Source organism: Nocardia sp. NPDC050408 (assembly GCF_044458905.1).
Taxonomy (GTDB): domain Bacteria; phylum Actinomycetota; class Actinomycetes; order Mycobacteriales; family Mycobacteriaceae; genus Nocardia.
Window position 1 is genome coordinate 261,627 of sequence record NZ_JBITIL010000003.1, and the last position, 15,774, is coordinate 277,400.

The following is a 15,774-nucleotide window of genomic DNA, read 5'->3' on the forward strand; positions in this document are numbered from 1 at the left end:
CGATGATACGACGACTGAAAACTGTGTGGCAGCGGATGCGCGGCTGCCCGCTCGAGGACCGCAGCAAACTGGGAATCGGCTTGGTCGCGGTCACCGTGGTCGCGGTGGTGGTCGGGGTGACGGTATTCGTGAATTCACTGCACCTCGGTGAGCAGACCTACCGGGCCGACTTCGCGCAGGCCGCAGGTGTCGGCTCCGGCGATGCGGTGACCCTCGCCGGTATCCAGGTCGGCACCGTGACCGGGACACGGCTGGCCGGGGACCACGTGGTGGTGACCATGAAGCTGCGCCGCGGCCTACCACTGGGATCCGATACCGGGGCCGCCATCAAACTGACGACGCTGCTCGGGTCGCGCTATGTAGAACTCCGCCCCGCCGGGTCGGGGCATCTGCGCGGCAATTCGATCGCGCTGTCTCGCACCGAGGTGCCCTACGACCTGCAAACCGCGCTGCAGAATGCCACCACGACCTTTAGCAGCATCGATGCCGATCGGGTCGCGCAGACGATGAATACCTTGTCCGAGCAACTGCGCGGTACACCTGCGTTGATGCCCGAAATCCTCGGCAACATCAGGTCGCTGTCCTCGGTGATCGCCGATCGCCGCACCCAGATCGGTTCGCTGCTCAACGGCACCGCTCAGGTGCTCGACGTGCTGCACGAGCAGCAGGCGGACCTGGCGGCCATGGTCGGTCAGGGCCGAAATGTATTGGAGCAGATTATTTCTCGGCGGCAGGCCATCGAAGCACTGCTGAACGCCGCTACCACTCTGGTCCAACAGCTGAAGCCCATCGCGGTGGACGACGGGCCGGAAATCCAGCAACTGATCACCGATCTGACGCAGATGACGGCAATGATCGCCGGGCACGACGACCTGTTGCGCAACATCCTGCAGATCCTGCCGGTGCCGTGGCGGTTGTTCGCGAACGCATCGGGGTCCGGCCAGGAACTGGCGGCCAATGCGCCCGACGGCGCCTTCATCGATTCCTTCATGTGCGCACTGAGCGGATACGCGAAACAAGTGAACCAGCAACCGTACTTCCAGGACTGCAAATGAATAGCGTGATCCGAGGAGTGAAGCTGGCGACCGTCGCCCTCATCGGCGCCGTGGTCGCGGGATGTTCCAGCGGCCCGCTCGGCGGGCTGACCGATACCTCCATGACGATTACCGCGCAGTTCGCGAATGCGAATGGCTTGTACACCGGCAACGCCGTCTCAGTACTCGGTATGCGGGTCGGCAAAGTCGTCGACATCCAGGCGCGGGCGACGCGCGTCGACGTCACCATGGATATCGACAAATGGGTCAAGATTCCGGCCGATGCCCAGGCGGTTGTCGTGTCGGACTCCGTGCTGACCGACCGGCACATAGAACTCACTCCGGTATATCGCGACGGTCCGACGCTGGCCGACCACACTGTCCTGACCACCGATCGAACCAGGACCCCGGTGGAATTCGACAGCCTGCTTGCGATGGCCGACAAACTGTCCACCTCGCTGGGTGGGGACGGCAAAGGCCAGGGACCGGTCGGTGGTCTGCTCGACGTCGGCTCGCAGATCGTGGCCGACAACGGGAACAATCTGCGCGACGCGATGAGCGAACTGTCGCGCGCAATGCAGCTCGGACCGGACAACGGGGCCGCGACCCGTGCCGCGGTTACCTCGGTCGTGCAGAATCTCGATGCCTTGACCGCGGCCGCGGCCCGCAATGATCAGGCATTGCGCGAATTCGGTTCCGGTGTGCGGACGCTCAGCGATATTCTCGCCGACCAGCACCTGGGAACCGGGGACACCGGGGCGAAACTGAATCAGATCATCATCGCGATGACCGATCTGCTGCAGCGTAATCAAGGCAATCTGCGGGCGCTGGCTTCGAATTCGAACACGATCACCAAATCCATGGCCGACTACAACGACAATCTGGCGGAATTTCTCGACGTCTTTCCGCTGGTGACCGACAACGCATACAACGCTATCGACCAGAATATCGGCGCACTGCGCGCCACGGTCGATTTGAACAGGTTCTTCCTCGACGGCCAGATGCTGAAGACGGTTTGCAACCTGTTGGGGCTGAAGGAGCTCGGCTGTGCGACCGGAACCGCGCGTGATATGGGTCCCGACTTCGGTATCGGCCAGATGCTCGCGGTCATGGCCGGCGCACCGCCGAAATAGCAGGGATGACTCGATTATGACGAAATTCGGTTCGCGACAACGCCTTCTCCGCATGACCGCGGTGGTGGCGGTATCGGCCGCTGCCTGCTCGGCCACTGCGTGTTCGGTGACCCTGGACAAGCTCCCATTACCGGCGCCGGGCGTCGGCGGCGACAGCTACTCCTTGACGGCTACCTTCGCCAACGCGCTCAACCTGCCGGCCAAAGCGAAGGTCCGGCTCAACGGCGCCGATATCGGTGAGGTCCAGTCGATGCAGGCCGAAAACTACACGGCCGTGGTCGTGATGCGGATCAAATCCGGTGTGCGGTTGCCCGCGGAGACCACCGCCGAATTGCGTTCGGCTACACCGATGGGTGACGTGTTCGTCGCACTTACCCCGCCCGCCGAGCCGGATCCTGCGGCTCCGGATCTGGGCGACGGCGCGCGAATTCCGCTGAAGTCGACGTCGGCTGCGGCGACCATCGAGGAAGTGCTCACCAGAGCGGCCTTGTTCGTCAACGGTGGTGCCATCGAGAACTTCACCAGCCTGGCCAACAGCCTCGGCGCAGCCGTCGGCGGTCGTGGTGACCGCCTGGCCGAGATGATCGAGCAGACCAGGGAATTGGTGAAGAACCTCTCGGCCCGGTCCGACCGGATCCGCGAAATCCTGGCGGCGACCGGTGATCTGAGCGCGACGATCGCGACGCAGCGCGCCGACGTCAGCGACGTTCTCGCCGCGGCCGGACCGGCTCTGCAGGTCATCGGCGATAACACCCGCGGCATCATCGATCTGGTCGGGCAGGTGAACCGGATCACCCAGCAGATTGCCCGGTACCCCTCGGTGAACGGCACGAACGACCGCAGCTTGATGGAATCGGTCAATCTGCTGGCCGACGGCATGAACACCGCAGCAAACAATCCCGACGCAAACCTCGACGCACTCATCGGGCTTATCCCGCTGATCATGAAAGTGACGAGTGCGTCGTCGGCGCACGTGAACGTCGATGTCGCCCGGCTCGCCATCGGCGCGCTGCCGGATCCGAATACTCCGGCCGATGCCGGCGCCAGAATGCCGGACGCGACCGATTGGGTGAATTTCATCGGATCGCTGGAATACACCCTCAACCGCTTGCGAGAAAAAGTCGAGCCAGGCCGATGAACACAGCCGTAATTCTGGAACCACCCGCGCGGGCACTGGTTTACACGGCGCGGCAAATTTCGCGCCACCGCCTGCTGACCTCGTGCCTTGGCCTGCTGCTCGTACTTGTCCTCGGGCTCGGGTACCTGCTTTTGGGCTCCCTGCAACTCGATCCGTTCCGGTCGCAATACCAGGTGCGGATCGAACTGGCCCAATCCGGTGGCCTGCTGTCCGGTCAGGACGTCACGCTGCGCGGCGTCCGGGTTGGCCGCGTGCGGTCGGTGGGCGTTGACGGCGAGAAGGTCGTCGCCGTTGCCGACATCCGCTCCGGTGTGCGGATCCCGCGTACCGGCGAGGTTCGGGTTGCCTCGTTGTCGGCGGCTGGCGAACAATATCTGGACTTCCTGCCCGCATCCGAGAGCGGGCCGTATCTAGCCGACGGCGACGTCGTCGCCAAAGAGCGGACGTCCACACCGGTCACGTTGGCCACCATGCTCGCCAGTATGAGCGGCACGCTGGCGCAGCTGGATCCGGCCCGGATCGAGGCGATAGTGCGCGAACTCGGTGCGAGTTCGGCAGCACCCGAGAAACTGGCTGCCATCGTCGACGGCGGCATGTTCCTGCTTTCGACCCTGGATTCGGTTCTGCCGCAGACAGTTTCGCTACTGCACAACAGCAAGGCAGTGCTCATCACGCTGGGTGATGTCGCTCCGGGGCTGCAGGCGACCGCCGCCAACCTGTCACAGACGATGGCCGGCGTCGGATCGATGACCGGCGGTTATCAGACCCTGGTCGACAACACACCGGGTGCGCTTACCGCGGTGGACAAGATCATCGCCGACAACTCGCCGACCATGGTGCAGCTGCTCGGCAACCTGGCCACCACGTCACAGATGGCCTACGTACATGTGCCGGCGCTGCAAGAATTCTTCTTCCCACAGCAGCGCACTGGCTCGACGCTCGATGCCATCATCTCGGCCCTGCACGACGGCGGGGTGTGGGCCATTGCGAGTGTCTACCCGAAGTATGCGTGCGACTACGACCTGCCGCGCCTCCCAGGCACCATTCCGGATTCCCCGGAACCCTATCTGCACGCCCGGTGTACGAATACCGACCCGTCGCTGATGCCACGTGGCGCGGCGAACGCGCCCCGGCCGCCCGGCGACAACACGGCGACCATCCCACCCGGCGTGGATCCACAGCAGCGCGCGGACCCGACACCGACCGGGCCGTACACCGTGCCACAGACCTACGGCGGTCCATTCGTGCAAGGGGGATAGCGCATCGGGGGAACGACGATTGTGAACAGGAGACAAGGATGAACAAGAGCTCAGTGATGGCATTGGACAAGGTCGACGACTCGGTCTCGTCCGACGGCGCGAGTGCGGTGTCCGACCAGGTGTCAGCCACGAAACCCGATGAGAGTCACGATGATTCGGAACCGTTGACTGTCGGCGCGGAAGCGTCCGACGCCGGTGCGGACGCAACTGAAAACGCCGACGCCGTCGCCGCTGAGGACGGCGTGGTAGCGGTCGCGGACGCCGCCGAGGGCACCGGGAAATCCGGCCGCTCGTGGCGCCGATTGCAGCCACGCCCGCTGACCGGGATCCTGATGCTGCTGGTCGTGGTATCGGTCATACTCGCAGCGGTGTTCGGCTGGAAACTCGAGACCCGCAACGATCGCCAAGCCGCGGGCACGGCGGCTTTGGCGGCCGCTCAGGACTATGCGGTAGCCCTGACCAGCATCGACTCCTCGCATATCGACAGCGATTTCGCGACCGTCCTGAACGGGGCGACCGGGGAATTCAAGAGCATGTACAGCAAGTCGGCCGATCAGCTCAAACCGATGCTGTTGCAGGCCAAGTCGGTCAGCAAGGGACACGTCGTCGCCGCGAGCGTGCAGTCCGCTGCCGAGGACCACGCCGTGATCATGCTGTTCGTCGACGCCGAAATCACCAACATGACCAACCCGACGCCACGCATCGATCGCAACCGCATCTTGATGACCATGGACCGCGTCGACGGTCGCTGGCTGACGAGCAAGGTCGAACTGCCCTAAGCGGTCCGCCCCGCCATCCAACTAAAAAGTGCCATATCGAAATTCGAGCAGGAGGGGTGAATCTCCGTGACCACCAGTGCAATCAACGACATCTACTACGACCCTTACGATATCCAACTCAATGCTGATCCCTACCCGATGTTCAAGCGGCTCCGCGAAGAGCTGCCTGTCTATTACAACGAGCAGCACGACTTCTACGCGATCAGCCGGTGGTCCGATGTGAATGCGGCACTGCTCGATACGGGTACCTATAGTTCCGCCCGCGGAGCCATCCTCGAACTGATCAAGGCCGGAATCGAGATGCCGCCGGGAATTCTGATCTTCGAGGATCCGCCGGTCCACGACATTCACCGAAAGCTCTTGTCGCGCATGTTCACTCCGCGCAAGATCCGGGAACTCGAGGACAAGATTCGCCAGTTCTGCGTCCGCAGCCTCGATCCATTGGTCGGCACCGGTCGGCTGGATTTCATCGCCGATATCGGCGCGCAGATGCCGATGCGCACGATCGGCATGCTGCTCGGCATTCCCGAGGAGGATCAGGAAGCGATCCGAGACTTCGCGAACGATCAGATGCGGACCGAGGAAGGCCAGCCGATGAAGGCTGCCTCGGAGGGGCTTGCCACCGGCGAAATCTTCTCCGCGTATATCGATTGGCGTGCCGAGCACCCGTCCGACGACATCATGACCGAGCTGCTCAACGTGGAGTTCGAGGACGAGAACGGAGTCGTGCGGCGACTGACCCGCGATGAATTGCTGATCTACGTGAACGTGGTTGCCGGTGCCGGTAATGAGACCACGACGAGGCTGATCGGTTGGGCGGGCAAGGTTCTCGCCGAACATCCTGACCAACGGCGTGAACTGGTCGAGAACCCGCGGCTCATTCCGAACGCGGTCGAGGAACTGCTCCGGTTCGAGCCCCCCGCGCCACACGTCGCGCGTTATGTGACTCGGGATGTCGAACTGCACGGCCGGACGGTTCCGGAGGGCAGCGTCATGATGATGCTCATCGGGGCGGCGAACCGCGACCACCGGCAATTCCCAGCGGACGGCGATGTTTTCGACATCCATCGGGACACCCGCCAACACCTGACCTTCAGCGTGGGCACGCACTACTGCATGGGGTCGGCGCTGGCTCGGTTGGAGGGGCGGATCGCGCTGGAGGAGATCTTGGCGCGGTTCCCCGAGTGGGAGGTCGACATGGCCAGCGCCAAGTTGTCGCCCACCTCGACCGTCCGCGGTTGGGAAACGTTGCCCGCCTTCACATCTTGACCGCCGAATCAACACAACGAATAGAGGTAATCATGACCGGACGGGTCGAAGGAAAGGTCGCATTCATCACCGGCGCGGCGCGCGGCCAGGGTCGCAGCCACGCCGTGCGGCTGGCGCAGGAGGGCGCCGACATCATTGCCATCGACGTCTGCAAACAGCTGGATAGGGTGCCCTTTCCGATGCCGACGCCGGAAGACTTGGCGACCACGGCCGATCTCGTCAAGGCCGAAGGCCGGCGCGTCGTCACCGCCGAGGTCGACGTGCGTGACTACGCGGCGCTGAAGGCGGCGGTGGATAGTGGCGTCGAGCAGCTGGGCCGACTCGACATCATCATCGCGAACGCGGGCCTCGCCAACCAAGGTGGTCAGCTGGTCGATCTCGAGGAAGACCTCTGGGAGGACATGATCGGAGTGAACCTCGGTGGGGTATGGAAGAGCGTGAAAGCTGCTGTGCCGCATATGATCGCGGCTGGCCGTGGCGGCTCGATCATCCTCACCAGCTCGGTCGGCGGTCTCAAGGCGTACCCGCAGGTCGGGCACTACGTCGCGGCCAAGCACGGTGTGGTCGGCCTCATGCGAACCTTCGCCGTCGAATTGGGCCAGCATATGATCCGCGTCAATTCGGTGCATCCCACGCACGTCAACACAGACATGCTCTTGAACGAGGGAACTTTCAAGCTGTTCCGCCCCGACCTGGAGAATCCGGGCCCGAAGGATCTCGAGCCGATCTGCCAGATGTTCCACACCCTGCCGGTGCCGTGGGTGGAGCCGAGCGACATCAGCAATGCGGTGCTCTACCTGGCCTCCGATGAATCCCGCTACGTGACCGGCGTACCTTTGCCGATCGACGCGGGCAGCATGCTGAAGTAGGCATGTCGGCGGCTATGACACAGTCGAAGAAGCTGGTCATCGGGGCCAGTGGTTTCCTGGGCAGCCACGTCACCCGTCGGTTGGCGGCAGATGGCGCGGACGTACGGGTGATGCTGCGCCCCTCCAGTTCGACGTTGGGGATCGATGACCTCGATGTCGAACGCGTTTACGGTGACGTCTTCGACGACGTCGCACTGCGCTCGGCGATGAAGGGGTGTGACGTCGTCTACTACTGTGTCGTGGACGCGCGGATGTGGTTACGCGATCCGGCGCCCCTGTTCCGCACCAATGTCGAAGGCTTACGGCATGTGCTGGACGCCGCGGTCGCGGCCGGTCCGGACAAATTCGTCTTCACAAGTACCGCCGGAACGCTGGCCATCAGCAACCAGCGCCCGGTCACCGAGGACGACCCGCACAATTGGAACGATGGCGGTCCGTACATCGCGGCCAGAGTCGCGGCTGAGGATCTCGTGATGCGCTACGTCGGGGAGAAGTCCCTTCCGGCAGTGGCCATGTGCATCTCCACGACCTATGGCCCCGGCGACTGGGGGCCGACACCGCACGGTTCGGTGATCGCCCGGGTCGCCGCCGGGCGGTTCCCGTTCTATCTCGACTTCTCCTCGGAGGTGGTCGGCATCGAGGACGCTGCGCGTGCGATGGTCCTCGCGGGCTCCCATGGCCGTCCCGGTGAGCGGTACATCATTTCCGACCGCTACATGAGCAGCCGCGAGGTCCACGAGATCGCCGCTGCTGCTGTGGGAGCCCGCGCACCGCGCATCGGCTTGCCACTGGGTCTGCTCTACTTCGCTGCCCGCGGCAACGACCTCGCCGCCCGAGTGTTGAACCGCGATCTCCCATTCGCCACAGTCGGTTTGCGCATGGCCGAGTTGATGTCGCCGCTCGACCACGGCAAGGCCGAGCGCGAACTCGGCTGGAAGCCGGAGCCGGTGGAGAATTCGATCCGCCGCGCCGCGGAGTTCTTCGAGCACCGCCGACGGGGATGGCGAACGGGATGAGCGGTGCACGGCGTGCCATCATGAGGCCATGGCCGCTCGTGAGGGTGACGCGTCGAGCGTCGAGGACAGGATTGTGCGGCCTACGAATGCCGATGTGGCGCGGCTGGCGAAGGTATCGACCGCGACGGTCAGCTATGTCCTGAACAATGCCGAGGGCAAGCGGATTTCGGCGCGAACCCGGGAGGCGGTCTACGCAGCCGCCGAGGAGTTGGGGTATCGGCCGAATGTCACTGCGCGGAATCTGGCGCGTGGTAAGGGTGGCGTGGTGCTGTACGTGGTGCCGCGCGTGGCAGTCGGTGACATGCCGATCGAGGCCGGTAACCGGATGACCACCGAACTCGCCCGCCACGGGCTGCTGCAGGTGCAGATCTTCCAGACCGAGGACGATCAGCAGGTCGTCGATGCCATAGGCAATCTCGATCCGATCGCGGTCGTCAGCATGTTTCCGCTGAGCAGCCGCGTACGGACCGCGGTGCGAGCGGCGAAGGTGCCGCATATCGAGATCGGGCTGCTGCCCGCGCTCGGGGATCCGCTGCTGTCGGTCGGCACGTTGCGGGTCGGGCATCTGGTCTCGCGTGGGCACCACAAGATCGGATTCGCCTATACCGGAATCGCGAAATGGCGTGCCCTGGGCGACTATTGGTTCGAGGGCGTCGCCCGGGCGGCACGCCTGCGCGATCTGCCGTCCATCAGCGTCGGTGAGGTCACTCCAAACAATGTCTCGGATGTAGTGGCCGGGTGGGTGCGCGACGGTGTGACCGCCGTGTGCGCGCAGAGCGACGAGATCGCGGGCCTGGTGCTGTTCGGCATCCGCGAAGCCGGACTCCGCTGCCCCGACGACCTCGCCGTGATCGGTGTGGACGCCAATCCCATGGGAGCGTTCAGTTCGCCGCCCTTGACCACGGTGGAGTTCGATCCTGCCGCGGTCGCCACTGCGGCAATCGCGGCAGTTCTCACCGAACTGGGGTATCCGGTGCCGTCGGCTCCCGAGCCGACCGATATCGCCCGGCTCGTCGTGCGCGCCTCGACCTAGACCGCGCGCGGCGCATCGAGAACTACTGCACCACAACAAAATTCGCCTACCTGCGGCACGCTCTTACGGTCTGTGCGGCGAAACCGGTGGCGGCGGCGCGGAGTTCACGTCGACAGCAGACGCAAGCCAGCTTGACGCCTTTTCGCCGCCAGAGCTAAGATTCTATCAATTATTAGATAAAATTTATCGAATACTAGATAATTAGAGCTGGCTCGCGGTTGCGATTCGGATTTCCCTTCATGCCGGTGCCGCAGGTCGCGATAGCCCGACAACCAGGAAGACGATGATGGCCGCGAAATCGACTCGCTTGCAATCGGATCGGGTCGGTATGTGAAGGCCGGGTCGATCACGCCCCTTATCCAGCCCACCGAGACGGGACGAATCCCTTGCCGCACAACATAATCGAGCCAACGGCGCGACAATATCGGGTGGTTCAGTGGGCCACCGGGAATGTCGGCCGACCCGCTCTACGCGCCCTCATAGAACACCCGAACCTCACACTTGTCGGGGTCCATACCCACAGCCGGGAAAAGGTCGGCACCGATGCCAGCCGCCTGTGTCAACTGCCGACAGACACCGGGATCAACGCCACCGGTGATATCGACGAAATCATCGAACTGGGTGCCGATTGCGTGGTCTATACACCGCGCGTCTTCGACATCGACACCGTCTGCCGACTACTGACCACCGGCACGAATATCGTGACCACCCACGGCATATTCCATCATCCGGCCAGCATGGATGAAGCTCTGTACGCACGCGTGGAGGCGGCATGCTGGTCCGGCGGAGCCTCGATCCACAGCACCGGCCACAGTCCCGGCTTCATCACCGAAACCATGTCCATCGCACTCGGCTCGATCCAACGACGCCTGGACCGCTTGATGATCGACGAATACACCGACCTCACCCACTCCGAAACCCCATGGACGCTGCTCGGCATGGGCTTCGGCATAAGCCAAGCGGCCTTCGAGCCCCACCGCCTGATCCAGGCCCGCCGCGCGATCAGCCCGTCACTGTGCATGGCCGCCGACGCTTTCGGTCCGCCACTCGACGCGATCGATATCCGCGGCGAACTCGCCACCGCGAATCGGGACGTCCAGGTCGGCGGCGCCGTCTTCCGTAAGGGAACCGTTGTCGCGCAACGGATCACCGTCTCCGGCACACGCCGCGGCCAGCCGCTGCTGCAGTTCCGCTCGACCCGCTACTGCAGCACCGACATCGACTCCGACTGGGCACTGCGCCCTACCGGATGGCATATCTCGGTCGAGGGCGATACGCCCCTCGAGGTCGACCTTCGGCCGGGGGAAGCGTCTGATCAGGCGAATGCCGCCGCGCCAACCTACGCGGCCAACCGCGCCGTCAACACCATTCCCTACCTATGTGCCGCACCACCGGGGATCCGCACCGCCCAGGATCTGCCACCCATTGCCGCGGCACTGTGGTGAGCACGTCCCGAGGAACGTAAATACTCGCGGACGTCCGGACCGTTTACCTTTGCTGGCGATACGCTGGCATTGTCGAAAGGTGAGCGCATGGCGCCCGGTATTCGCGTACCTGCCGAGTGGATTACACGCCGCTGATGACAGACGGTGATCCGCTTCGGACCCGCCGCGACGCGGTCACACCCGTCACGGCCGATTTGAGCGCGTCCGGGTTCGAAGACGCCGAAGAGGTCGGGCGTGGCGGTTTCGGTGAGGTCTATCGCTGCAAGCAAGTGGCGCTGGACCGCACGGTGGCGGTGAAGGTACTGACAGCTGAACTCGACGAGGACAATCAGGCGCGGTTCTTTCGCGAGCAGAAGGCAATGGGTCGGCTGACCGGACATCCGAATATCGTCACTGTGCTGCAGGTAGGTGTCACCGCAGGCGGGCGCCCCTATCTGGTGATGCCGTATCACCCTTTGGATTCGCTGGATGCGTGGATTCGCCGGCAGGGTCCGTTGCCGGTGCAGACCGCGTTGTGGATCGGGGTGAAGATCGCCGGTGCGCTCGAGAGCGCGCATCGGCTCGGCATCGTGCATCGCGATGTGAAGCCGGGAAACATTCTGCTCACCGATTACGGCGAGCCGGCGTTGACCGATTTCGGTATCGCGCACTTCGCGGGCGGGTTCGAGACGGCGACGGGGATCTTGACCGCATCCCCGGCGTTCACCGCGCCCGAGGTGCTCGGTGGCGACGACCCGACGTCGGCTGCGGATATCTACGGTCTCGGTGCGACCCTGTTCTGCGCGCTCACCGGGCACGCCGCCTTCGAACGACGCAGCGGTGAGCAAGTGGTGGCCCAGTTCGTCAGGATCACCAGTCAACCGGTGCCGAACCTGCGGGAAAGCGGCATTCCCGACGACTTGTCGGCCGTGGTGGAATCGGCGATGAGCCGGGACCCGAGGCAGCGGATGTCGGCGGGTGAGATGGGTAAGGCCATCCGGCAGGTACAGCGCCACCACGGATACCCGGTCGGTGAGATGGCGCTGCACGCGAACCCAGCCCCCGAGCCGCTGGACTACACGTCCGCGATGCAGGAATGGGGCCCGCCAGTGACGGCTGCGGGTCGCGGCAGCGTCGGCCAGCTGCCGCTGGAGCTGACCAGTTTCGTCGACCGCCGCTCCGAGGCGGCCGAGGTGAAGAATCTGTTGTCCACCTACCGACTGGTGACGTTGGCCGGGATCGGTGGCGTCGGCAAGACCCGGCTGGCGCTGCGCGCGGCGGCGAACGCTCGACGCGATTTCACCGATGGCGTCCGGATTGTCGAACTGGCCGATGTGGGCGACCCGTCGCTGCTGATCGACATAGTGGCGGCGTCGCTCGGCCTGCGCGACGATTCGGCCCGATCGACGCAGGAAGTGCTGGTCCAGTTCCTGCAGTCCCAGGAAACCCTGCTCGTTCTGGACAACTGCGAGCAAGTGTTGGCGGCTGCGGCGCAGCTGGTCGAGACGTTGTTGATGGCTTGTCCGAATCAGCGGATTCTCGTCACCAGCCGCGAGCCGCTCGACATCGCCGGCGAAGCGGTACTGCGGGTGTTGCCGCTGACCGTTCCGGACCCCGACGATGAACCGGCGCTGCGCGGACTGTCCAAATACGACGCCGTGACATTGTTCGCCGACCGCGCCGCTGCGGTAGTTCCCGGATTCGAACTCTCCGACGACAATAAGGCGGCTGTAGCGGGTATCTGTTCCTGGCTGGACGGATTGCCGCTGGCGATCGAACTCGCCGCGGCACGGATGCGCGCAATGTCGCCGCATCAGATCCTGCAGCGGCTCACCGATCGATACGCGCTGCTCACCCGCAGTAGCCGCACAGCGCCCACCCGGCAACAGACGCTACGAGAGTGCATCGACTGGAGCTACCAGCTGTGCACCCCGGTCGAGCAGCGGCTGTGGGCTCGGCTGACGATATTCGCCGGGGGTTTCGAACTCGACGCCGCCGAATACGTATGTGGTGCCGAGTTGGCACCGGAAAGTCTGCTCGACGCATTGTCGTCCCTGGTGGACAAGTCGATCGTGAACCGGGAGGAACCCGAAGGCGTTGTGCGCTTCCGAATGCTCGAGACGATGCGCGACTACGGTCGGGAGAAGTTGCAGGAGGCCTGCGAAAGCCAGGATCTGCGCCGACGACACCGCGACTGGTACCAGCGGTTGGCGTTGGACGCTGAGGCCGGGTGGATCAGCGATCAGCAACTCGACTGGCTCGCTCGCCTCGACCGCGAACAATCGAATCTGCGAGAAGCGCTCGAGTTCTGTGTGTCCGACGCTACCGCGGAGTCAGCGGAGGCCGGGTTGCGCACCGCCGCAGCGTTATTCGTGTTCTGGAGCTTCCGAGGGCGGTTCGGTGAAGGCCGACGGTGGCTCGACCGCCTCTTGGCCCACCCGGCCGCGCACTCGATACCCGATCGCGTCAAAGCGCTGCATACGAGCACGCACATGGCTGCGGTACAGGGAAACTTGGAATACGCGGCCACTCTCGTCGAGCAGGCACGCACACTCGCCGAACAAGATCCCGCGCCCACCACCAAAGCGCTGGCCGCATCCGCCGAGGGAGTTCTGGCACTGTTTCGGGGTGAGCTCGATCGGGCGGTATCCGTACTCGAACCCGCCCTCGCGGTATTCGAATCCAATATTCGAGGACATCTCTATATCTCCACATTGTCCGACCTCGGTTGGGCACACGCACTCCAGGGAGATACCGGACGGGCGATGCAGTATCACGAGCAGATACTGTCCATCACCCAAGCGTGCGGCGAATCGCTGTTCCGATCGACCACACTGTGGGGCATCGCCATCGCCGTATGGCAGCAAAACGACCGTTCCCATGCGCAAGAGTTACTGCTGGAATCGTTACGGGCCAACCGGCGCGTGCGCAGCCCCGTCGTCGCGGCTATGGCCATCGAGGGACTGGCCTGGACCGACGCCGACGACCATGGTGAACGCGCGGCCATCCTGATGGGTGCCGCCCAAAACCTGCTGCGACCCGCCCCTGGTGTCACCACATTTTTCACGGAGCTAGCCCGCTATCACGACGAATGCGAGCGCACGGTGCGTCGCGCACTCGGCGACCGAGGATTCGACGTCGCCTTCCGGCGCGGACAAGCCATGGTGATGAACGCCGCAGTGGCGTACGCCCTGGGAGAACCACTCACCACCACTCCACCCGACTCCGGACTCACACTGACCAAGCGTGAACGTGAGGTCGCCAACCTTGTCGCCCAGGGGCTCACCAACAAACAGATCGCCGCGAAACTCGTACTCTCCCAACGCACCGCACAGCACCACGTCGAACACATCCTGAGCAAACTCGGCTTCACCTCCCGCGCACAGATCGTGGCCTGGGTAATCGACGATGCCCAGCAAGAGCGGGACCGTGGATCCATCGGCGGTTTCGGCTCGGTGCGCTGAACGAGGTTCCGATACTTCGTATCTCGGTAAACGGAAATTTCCGGTTACCGCACGGCTTAAACCGGACTAGTATGCTATATATTTATTGACCGGCCCATTGATAGCCTTTCGATCATCCGATCAACATAGGGCCAATTCAACAGCATTGCTGGTTTACGGTTGCGACCCCGTACTTGCCCTGTCGAACCCCGCTCCCGGTGAGTGGGATGAAAGCGCGCTGAACCGCTCTCGCGGATGGGATCGAGATTGACAAATTCCGCACAACTTTTATTTCTTCCCGTTTTCAGTGCTCGGTGCTAAAAATATCACCAACGTACGGCACCAGTTATGCACACCTCCTATTGTTCGAGGTAAATCGATTCGAGCTCCTTCGGCTCAGAAACACCGCAATGCACGAAATGAACCACCGGGTGCCGCACGCCGAGTGGAGGAAATGCTTCCGTATTCAGAAAAGACATCGCCTTTTAGGTTCTGCATGGACCAAAGCACTCGAGCTGCTCGGTCCTGTCGAGCATCCGCAACTGACCAAATTATTCGAGATATCCTCTCGAAGAGGAGAAGAGATATGTCTGTAGAAATCCATCGTCGGTTCCTTCCCGGACCGAGCGAGCGAGGTGTACTGCGCACCGCTGTCGCGTTGAGCACGGCGACAATGCTCGGCGCTGTCGGCATCTCGATCGCCAACGCCGAGCCGTCGCCGTCCCCCGCTACCCCGGGCGCCTTCTCGGCGACCGACGCGGTCGCCGATATCGAAGCGATCAAGCAGCTCAAGACCAGCTATTTCGCGGATATCGATGCGAAAAACTGGGACGCGCTGCGCGAACTCCTCGCTCCGGACGTCATCGTGGACACCACGGGCAGCGGTGGCCCCATCCTTGTCGGGAGGGACAATTTCATCGCCTTCCTGAAGCTCACGATCGGTCCCGCTAAAACGCACCACCAGGGCTTCGATCCTGCGATCCGGCTGACGTCCGCGACGACTGCCGAGGGCGACTGGAGGCTGGAGGACATACTCATCTGGGGTGGCACACTCGGAGTGCACGGTTATGGCAACTACCACGATCGCTATGTGAACAGCAACGGCAAGTGGGTGATCAAATATTCCAAACTCACCCGCACACGCCTCGATCTCATCAACCCTGACGACGGCACGATAATCCAGGCAGACGTTCCAATCGAGGAGATCGTCCAGAAAGTCAAGGATATCATCGGGCCCTGGTAATCACAGCAAAGGCGGGAGACCACGCACGTGGTCTCCCGCCTTTCTATTCGAGGAGAACCGACAATGGATCGAACCCCACCCATTTTGTATCCCGAACCGCTGATGTGGGTCCGCTCACCTGCCGGATCAGCGCG

12 protein-coding genes are annotated in these 15,774 nt (G+C 63.4%); all 12 read left to right on the forward strand.

Going from position 1 to position 15,774, the window contains the following annotated elements:
- Window positions 1-2 precede the first annotated feature (2 nt).
- The 12 genes from ACIBJI_RS10970 (at window position 3) to ACIBJI_RS11025 (ending at window position 15,640) form a co-directional block, all read left to right on the forward strand.
- Window positions 3-1,055: an MCE family protein gene (locus tag ACIBJI_RS10970; RefSeq protein ID WP_364338764.1), complete on the forward strand. Its 1,053-nt coding sequence runs from the start codon at window positions 3-5 to the stop codon at window positions 1,053-1,055.
- On the forward strand, window positions 1,052-2,167 hold the full coding sequence (locus ACIBJI_RS10975) for an MCE family protein (protein ID WP_364338766.1): 1,116 nt from the start codon (window positions 1,052-1,054) through the stop codon (window positions 2,165-2,167). The genes ACIBJI_RS10970 and ACIBJI_RS10975 overlap by 4 nt, the downstream gene beginning before the upstream one ends.
- 52 nt (window positions 2,168-2,219) lie before the next feature.
- Window positions 2,220-3,305 carry an MlaD family protein gene (locus ACIBJI_RS10980; RefSeq protein ID WP_396955722.1) on the forward strand — a complete coding sequence of 362 codons (1,086 nt, stop codon included), beginning with the start codon at window positions 2,220-2,222 and terminating at the stop codon, window positions 3,303-3,305.
- Window positions 3,302-4,564 carry an MlaD family protein gene (locus ACIBJI_RS10985; protein ID WP_396955723.1) on the forward strand — a complete coding sequence of 421 codons (1,263 nt, stop codon included), beginning with the start codon at window positions 3,302-3,304 and terminating at the stop codon, window positions 4,562-4,564. Before ACIBJI_RS10980 ends, ACIBJI_RS10985 begins: the two co-directional genes overlap by 4 nt.
- A gap of 38 nt (window positions 4,565-4,602) precedes the next feature.
- Window positions 4,603-5,343, forward strand: a complete 741-nt coding sequence (locus ACIBJI_RS10990) for a hypothetical protein (RefSeq protein WP_397083918.1) — start codon at window positions 4,603-4,605, stop codon at window positions 5,341-5,343.
- 138 nt (window positions 5,344-5,481) lie between these two features.
- On the forward strand, window positions 5,482-6,612 hold the full coding sequence (locus ACIBJI_RS10995) for a cytochrome P450 (RefSeq protein ID WP_396955984.1): 1,131 nt from the start codon (window positions 5,482-5,484) through the stop codon (window positions 6,610-6,612).
- Window positions 6,613-6,644: 32 nt separating this feature from the next.
- Window positions 6,645-7,481, forward strand: a complete 837-nt coding sequence (locus tag ACIBJI_RS11000; protein ID WP_327099472.1) for a mycofactocin-coupled SDR family oxidoreductase — start codon at window positions 6,645-6,647, stop codon at window positions 7,479-7,481.
- 14 nt (window positions 7,482-7,495) lie between these two features.
- Window positions 7,496-8,497, forward strand: a complete 1,002-nt coding sequence (locus ACIBJI_RS11005; protein WP_364338775.1) for an NAD-dependent epimerase/dehydratase family protein — start codon at window positions 7,496-7,498, stop codon at window positions 8,495-8,497.
- A 28-nt stretch (window positions 8,498-8,525) separates the two neighbouring features.
- Window positions 8,526-9,530 carry a LacI family DNA-binding transcriptional regulator gene (locus ACIBJI_RS11010; protein ID WP_396955725.1) on the forward strand — a complete coding sequence of 335 codons (1,005 nt, stop codon included), beginning with the start codon at window positions 8,526-8,528 and terminating at the stop codon, window positions 9,528-9,530.
- A 428-nt stretch (window positions 9,531-9,958) separates the two neighbouring features.
- Window positions 9,959-10,975 carry a dihydrodipicolinate reductase gene (locus ACIBJI_RS11015; protein WP_396955726.1) on the forward strand — a complete coding sequence of 339 codons (1,017 nt, stop codon included), beginning with the start codon at window positions 9,959-9,961 and terminating at the stop codon, window positions 10,973-10,975.
- Between the two features lie 134 nt (window positions 10,976-11,109).
- Window positions 11,110-14,418, forward strand: a complete 3,309-nt coding sequence (locus ACIBJI_RS11020; RefSeq protein ID WP_397083920.1) for a protein kinase — start codon at window positions 11,110-11,112, stop codon at window positions 14,416-14,418.
- 652 nt (window positions 14,419-15,070) lie between these two features.
- Window positions 15,071-15,640 carry a nuclear transport factor 2 family protein gene (locus ACIBJI_RS11025; protein WP_396955728.1) on the forward strand — a complete coding sequence of 190 codons (570 nt, stop codon included), beginning with the start codon at window positions 15,071-15,073 and terminating at the stop codon, window positions 15,638-15,640.
- The last annotated feature ends 134 nt before the right edge of the window (window positions 15,641-15,774 follow it).

Bases quoted from the DNA above. Each gene is read 5' to 3' on its own strand.
- ACIBJI_RS10970 (WP_364338764.1), top strand. From the start codon at position 3: ATGATACGACGACTGAAAACTGTGTGGCAGCGGATGCGCGGCTGCCCG.
- ACIBJI_RS10975 (WP_364338766.1), top strand. From the start codon at position 1,052: ATGAATAGCGTGATCCGAGGAGTGAAGCTGGCGACCGTCGCCCTCATC.
- ACIBJI_RS10980 (WP_396955722.1), top strand. From the start codon at position 2,220: ATGACCGCGGTGGTGGCGGTATCGGCCGCTGCCTGCTCGGCCACTGCG.
- ACIBJI_RS10985 (WP_396955723.1), top strand. From the start codon at position 3,302: ATGAACACAGCCGTAATTCTGGAACCACCCGCGCGGGCACTGGTTTAC.
- ACIBJI_RS10990 (WP_397083918.1), top strand. From the start codon at position 4,603: ATGAACAAGAGCTCAGTGATGGCATTGGACAAGGTCGACGACTCGGTC.
- ACIBJI_RS10995 (WP_396955984.1), top strand. From the start codon at position 5,482: ATGTTCAAGCGGCTCCGCGAAGAGCTGCCTGTCTATTACAACGAGCAG.
- ACIBJI_RS11000 (WP_327099472.1), top strand. From the start codon at position 6,645: ATGACCGGACGGGTCGAAGGAAAGGTCGCATTCATCACCGGCGCGGCG.
- ACIBJI_RS11005 (WP_364338775.1), top strand. From the start codon at position 7,496: ATGACACAGTCGAAGAAGCTGGTCATCGGGGCCAGTGGTTTCCTGGGC.
- ACIBJI_RS11010 (WP_396955725.1), top strand. From the start codon at position 8,526: ATGGCCGCTCGTGAGGGTGACGCGTCGAGCGTCGAGGACAGGATTGTG.
- ACIBJI_RS11020 (WP_397083920.1), top strand. From the start codon at position 11,110: ATGACAGACGGTGATCCGCTTCGGACCCGCCGCGACGCGGTCACACCC.
- ACIBJI_RS11025 (WP_396955728.1), top strand. From the start codon at position 15,071: ATGCTCGGCGCTGTCGGCATCTCGATCGCCAACGCCGAGCCGTCGCCG.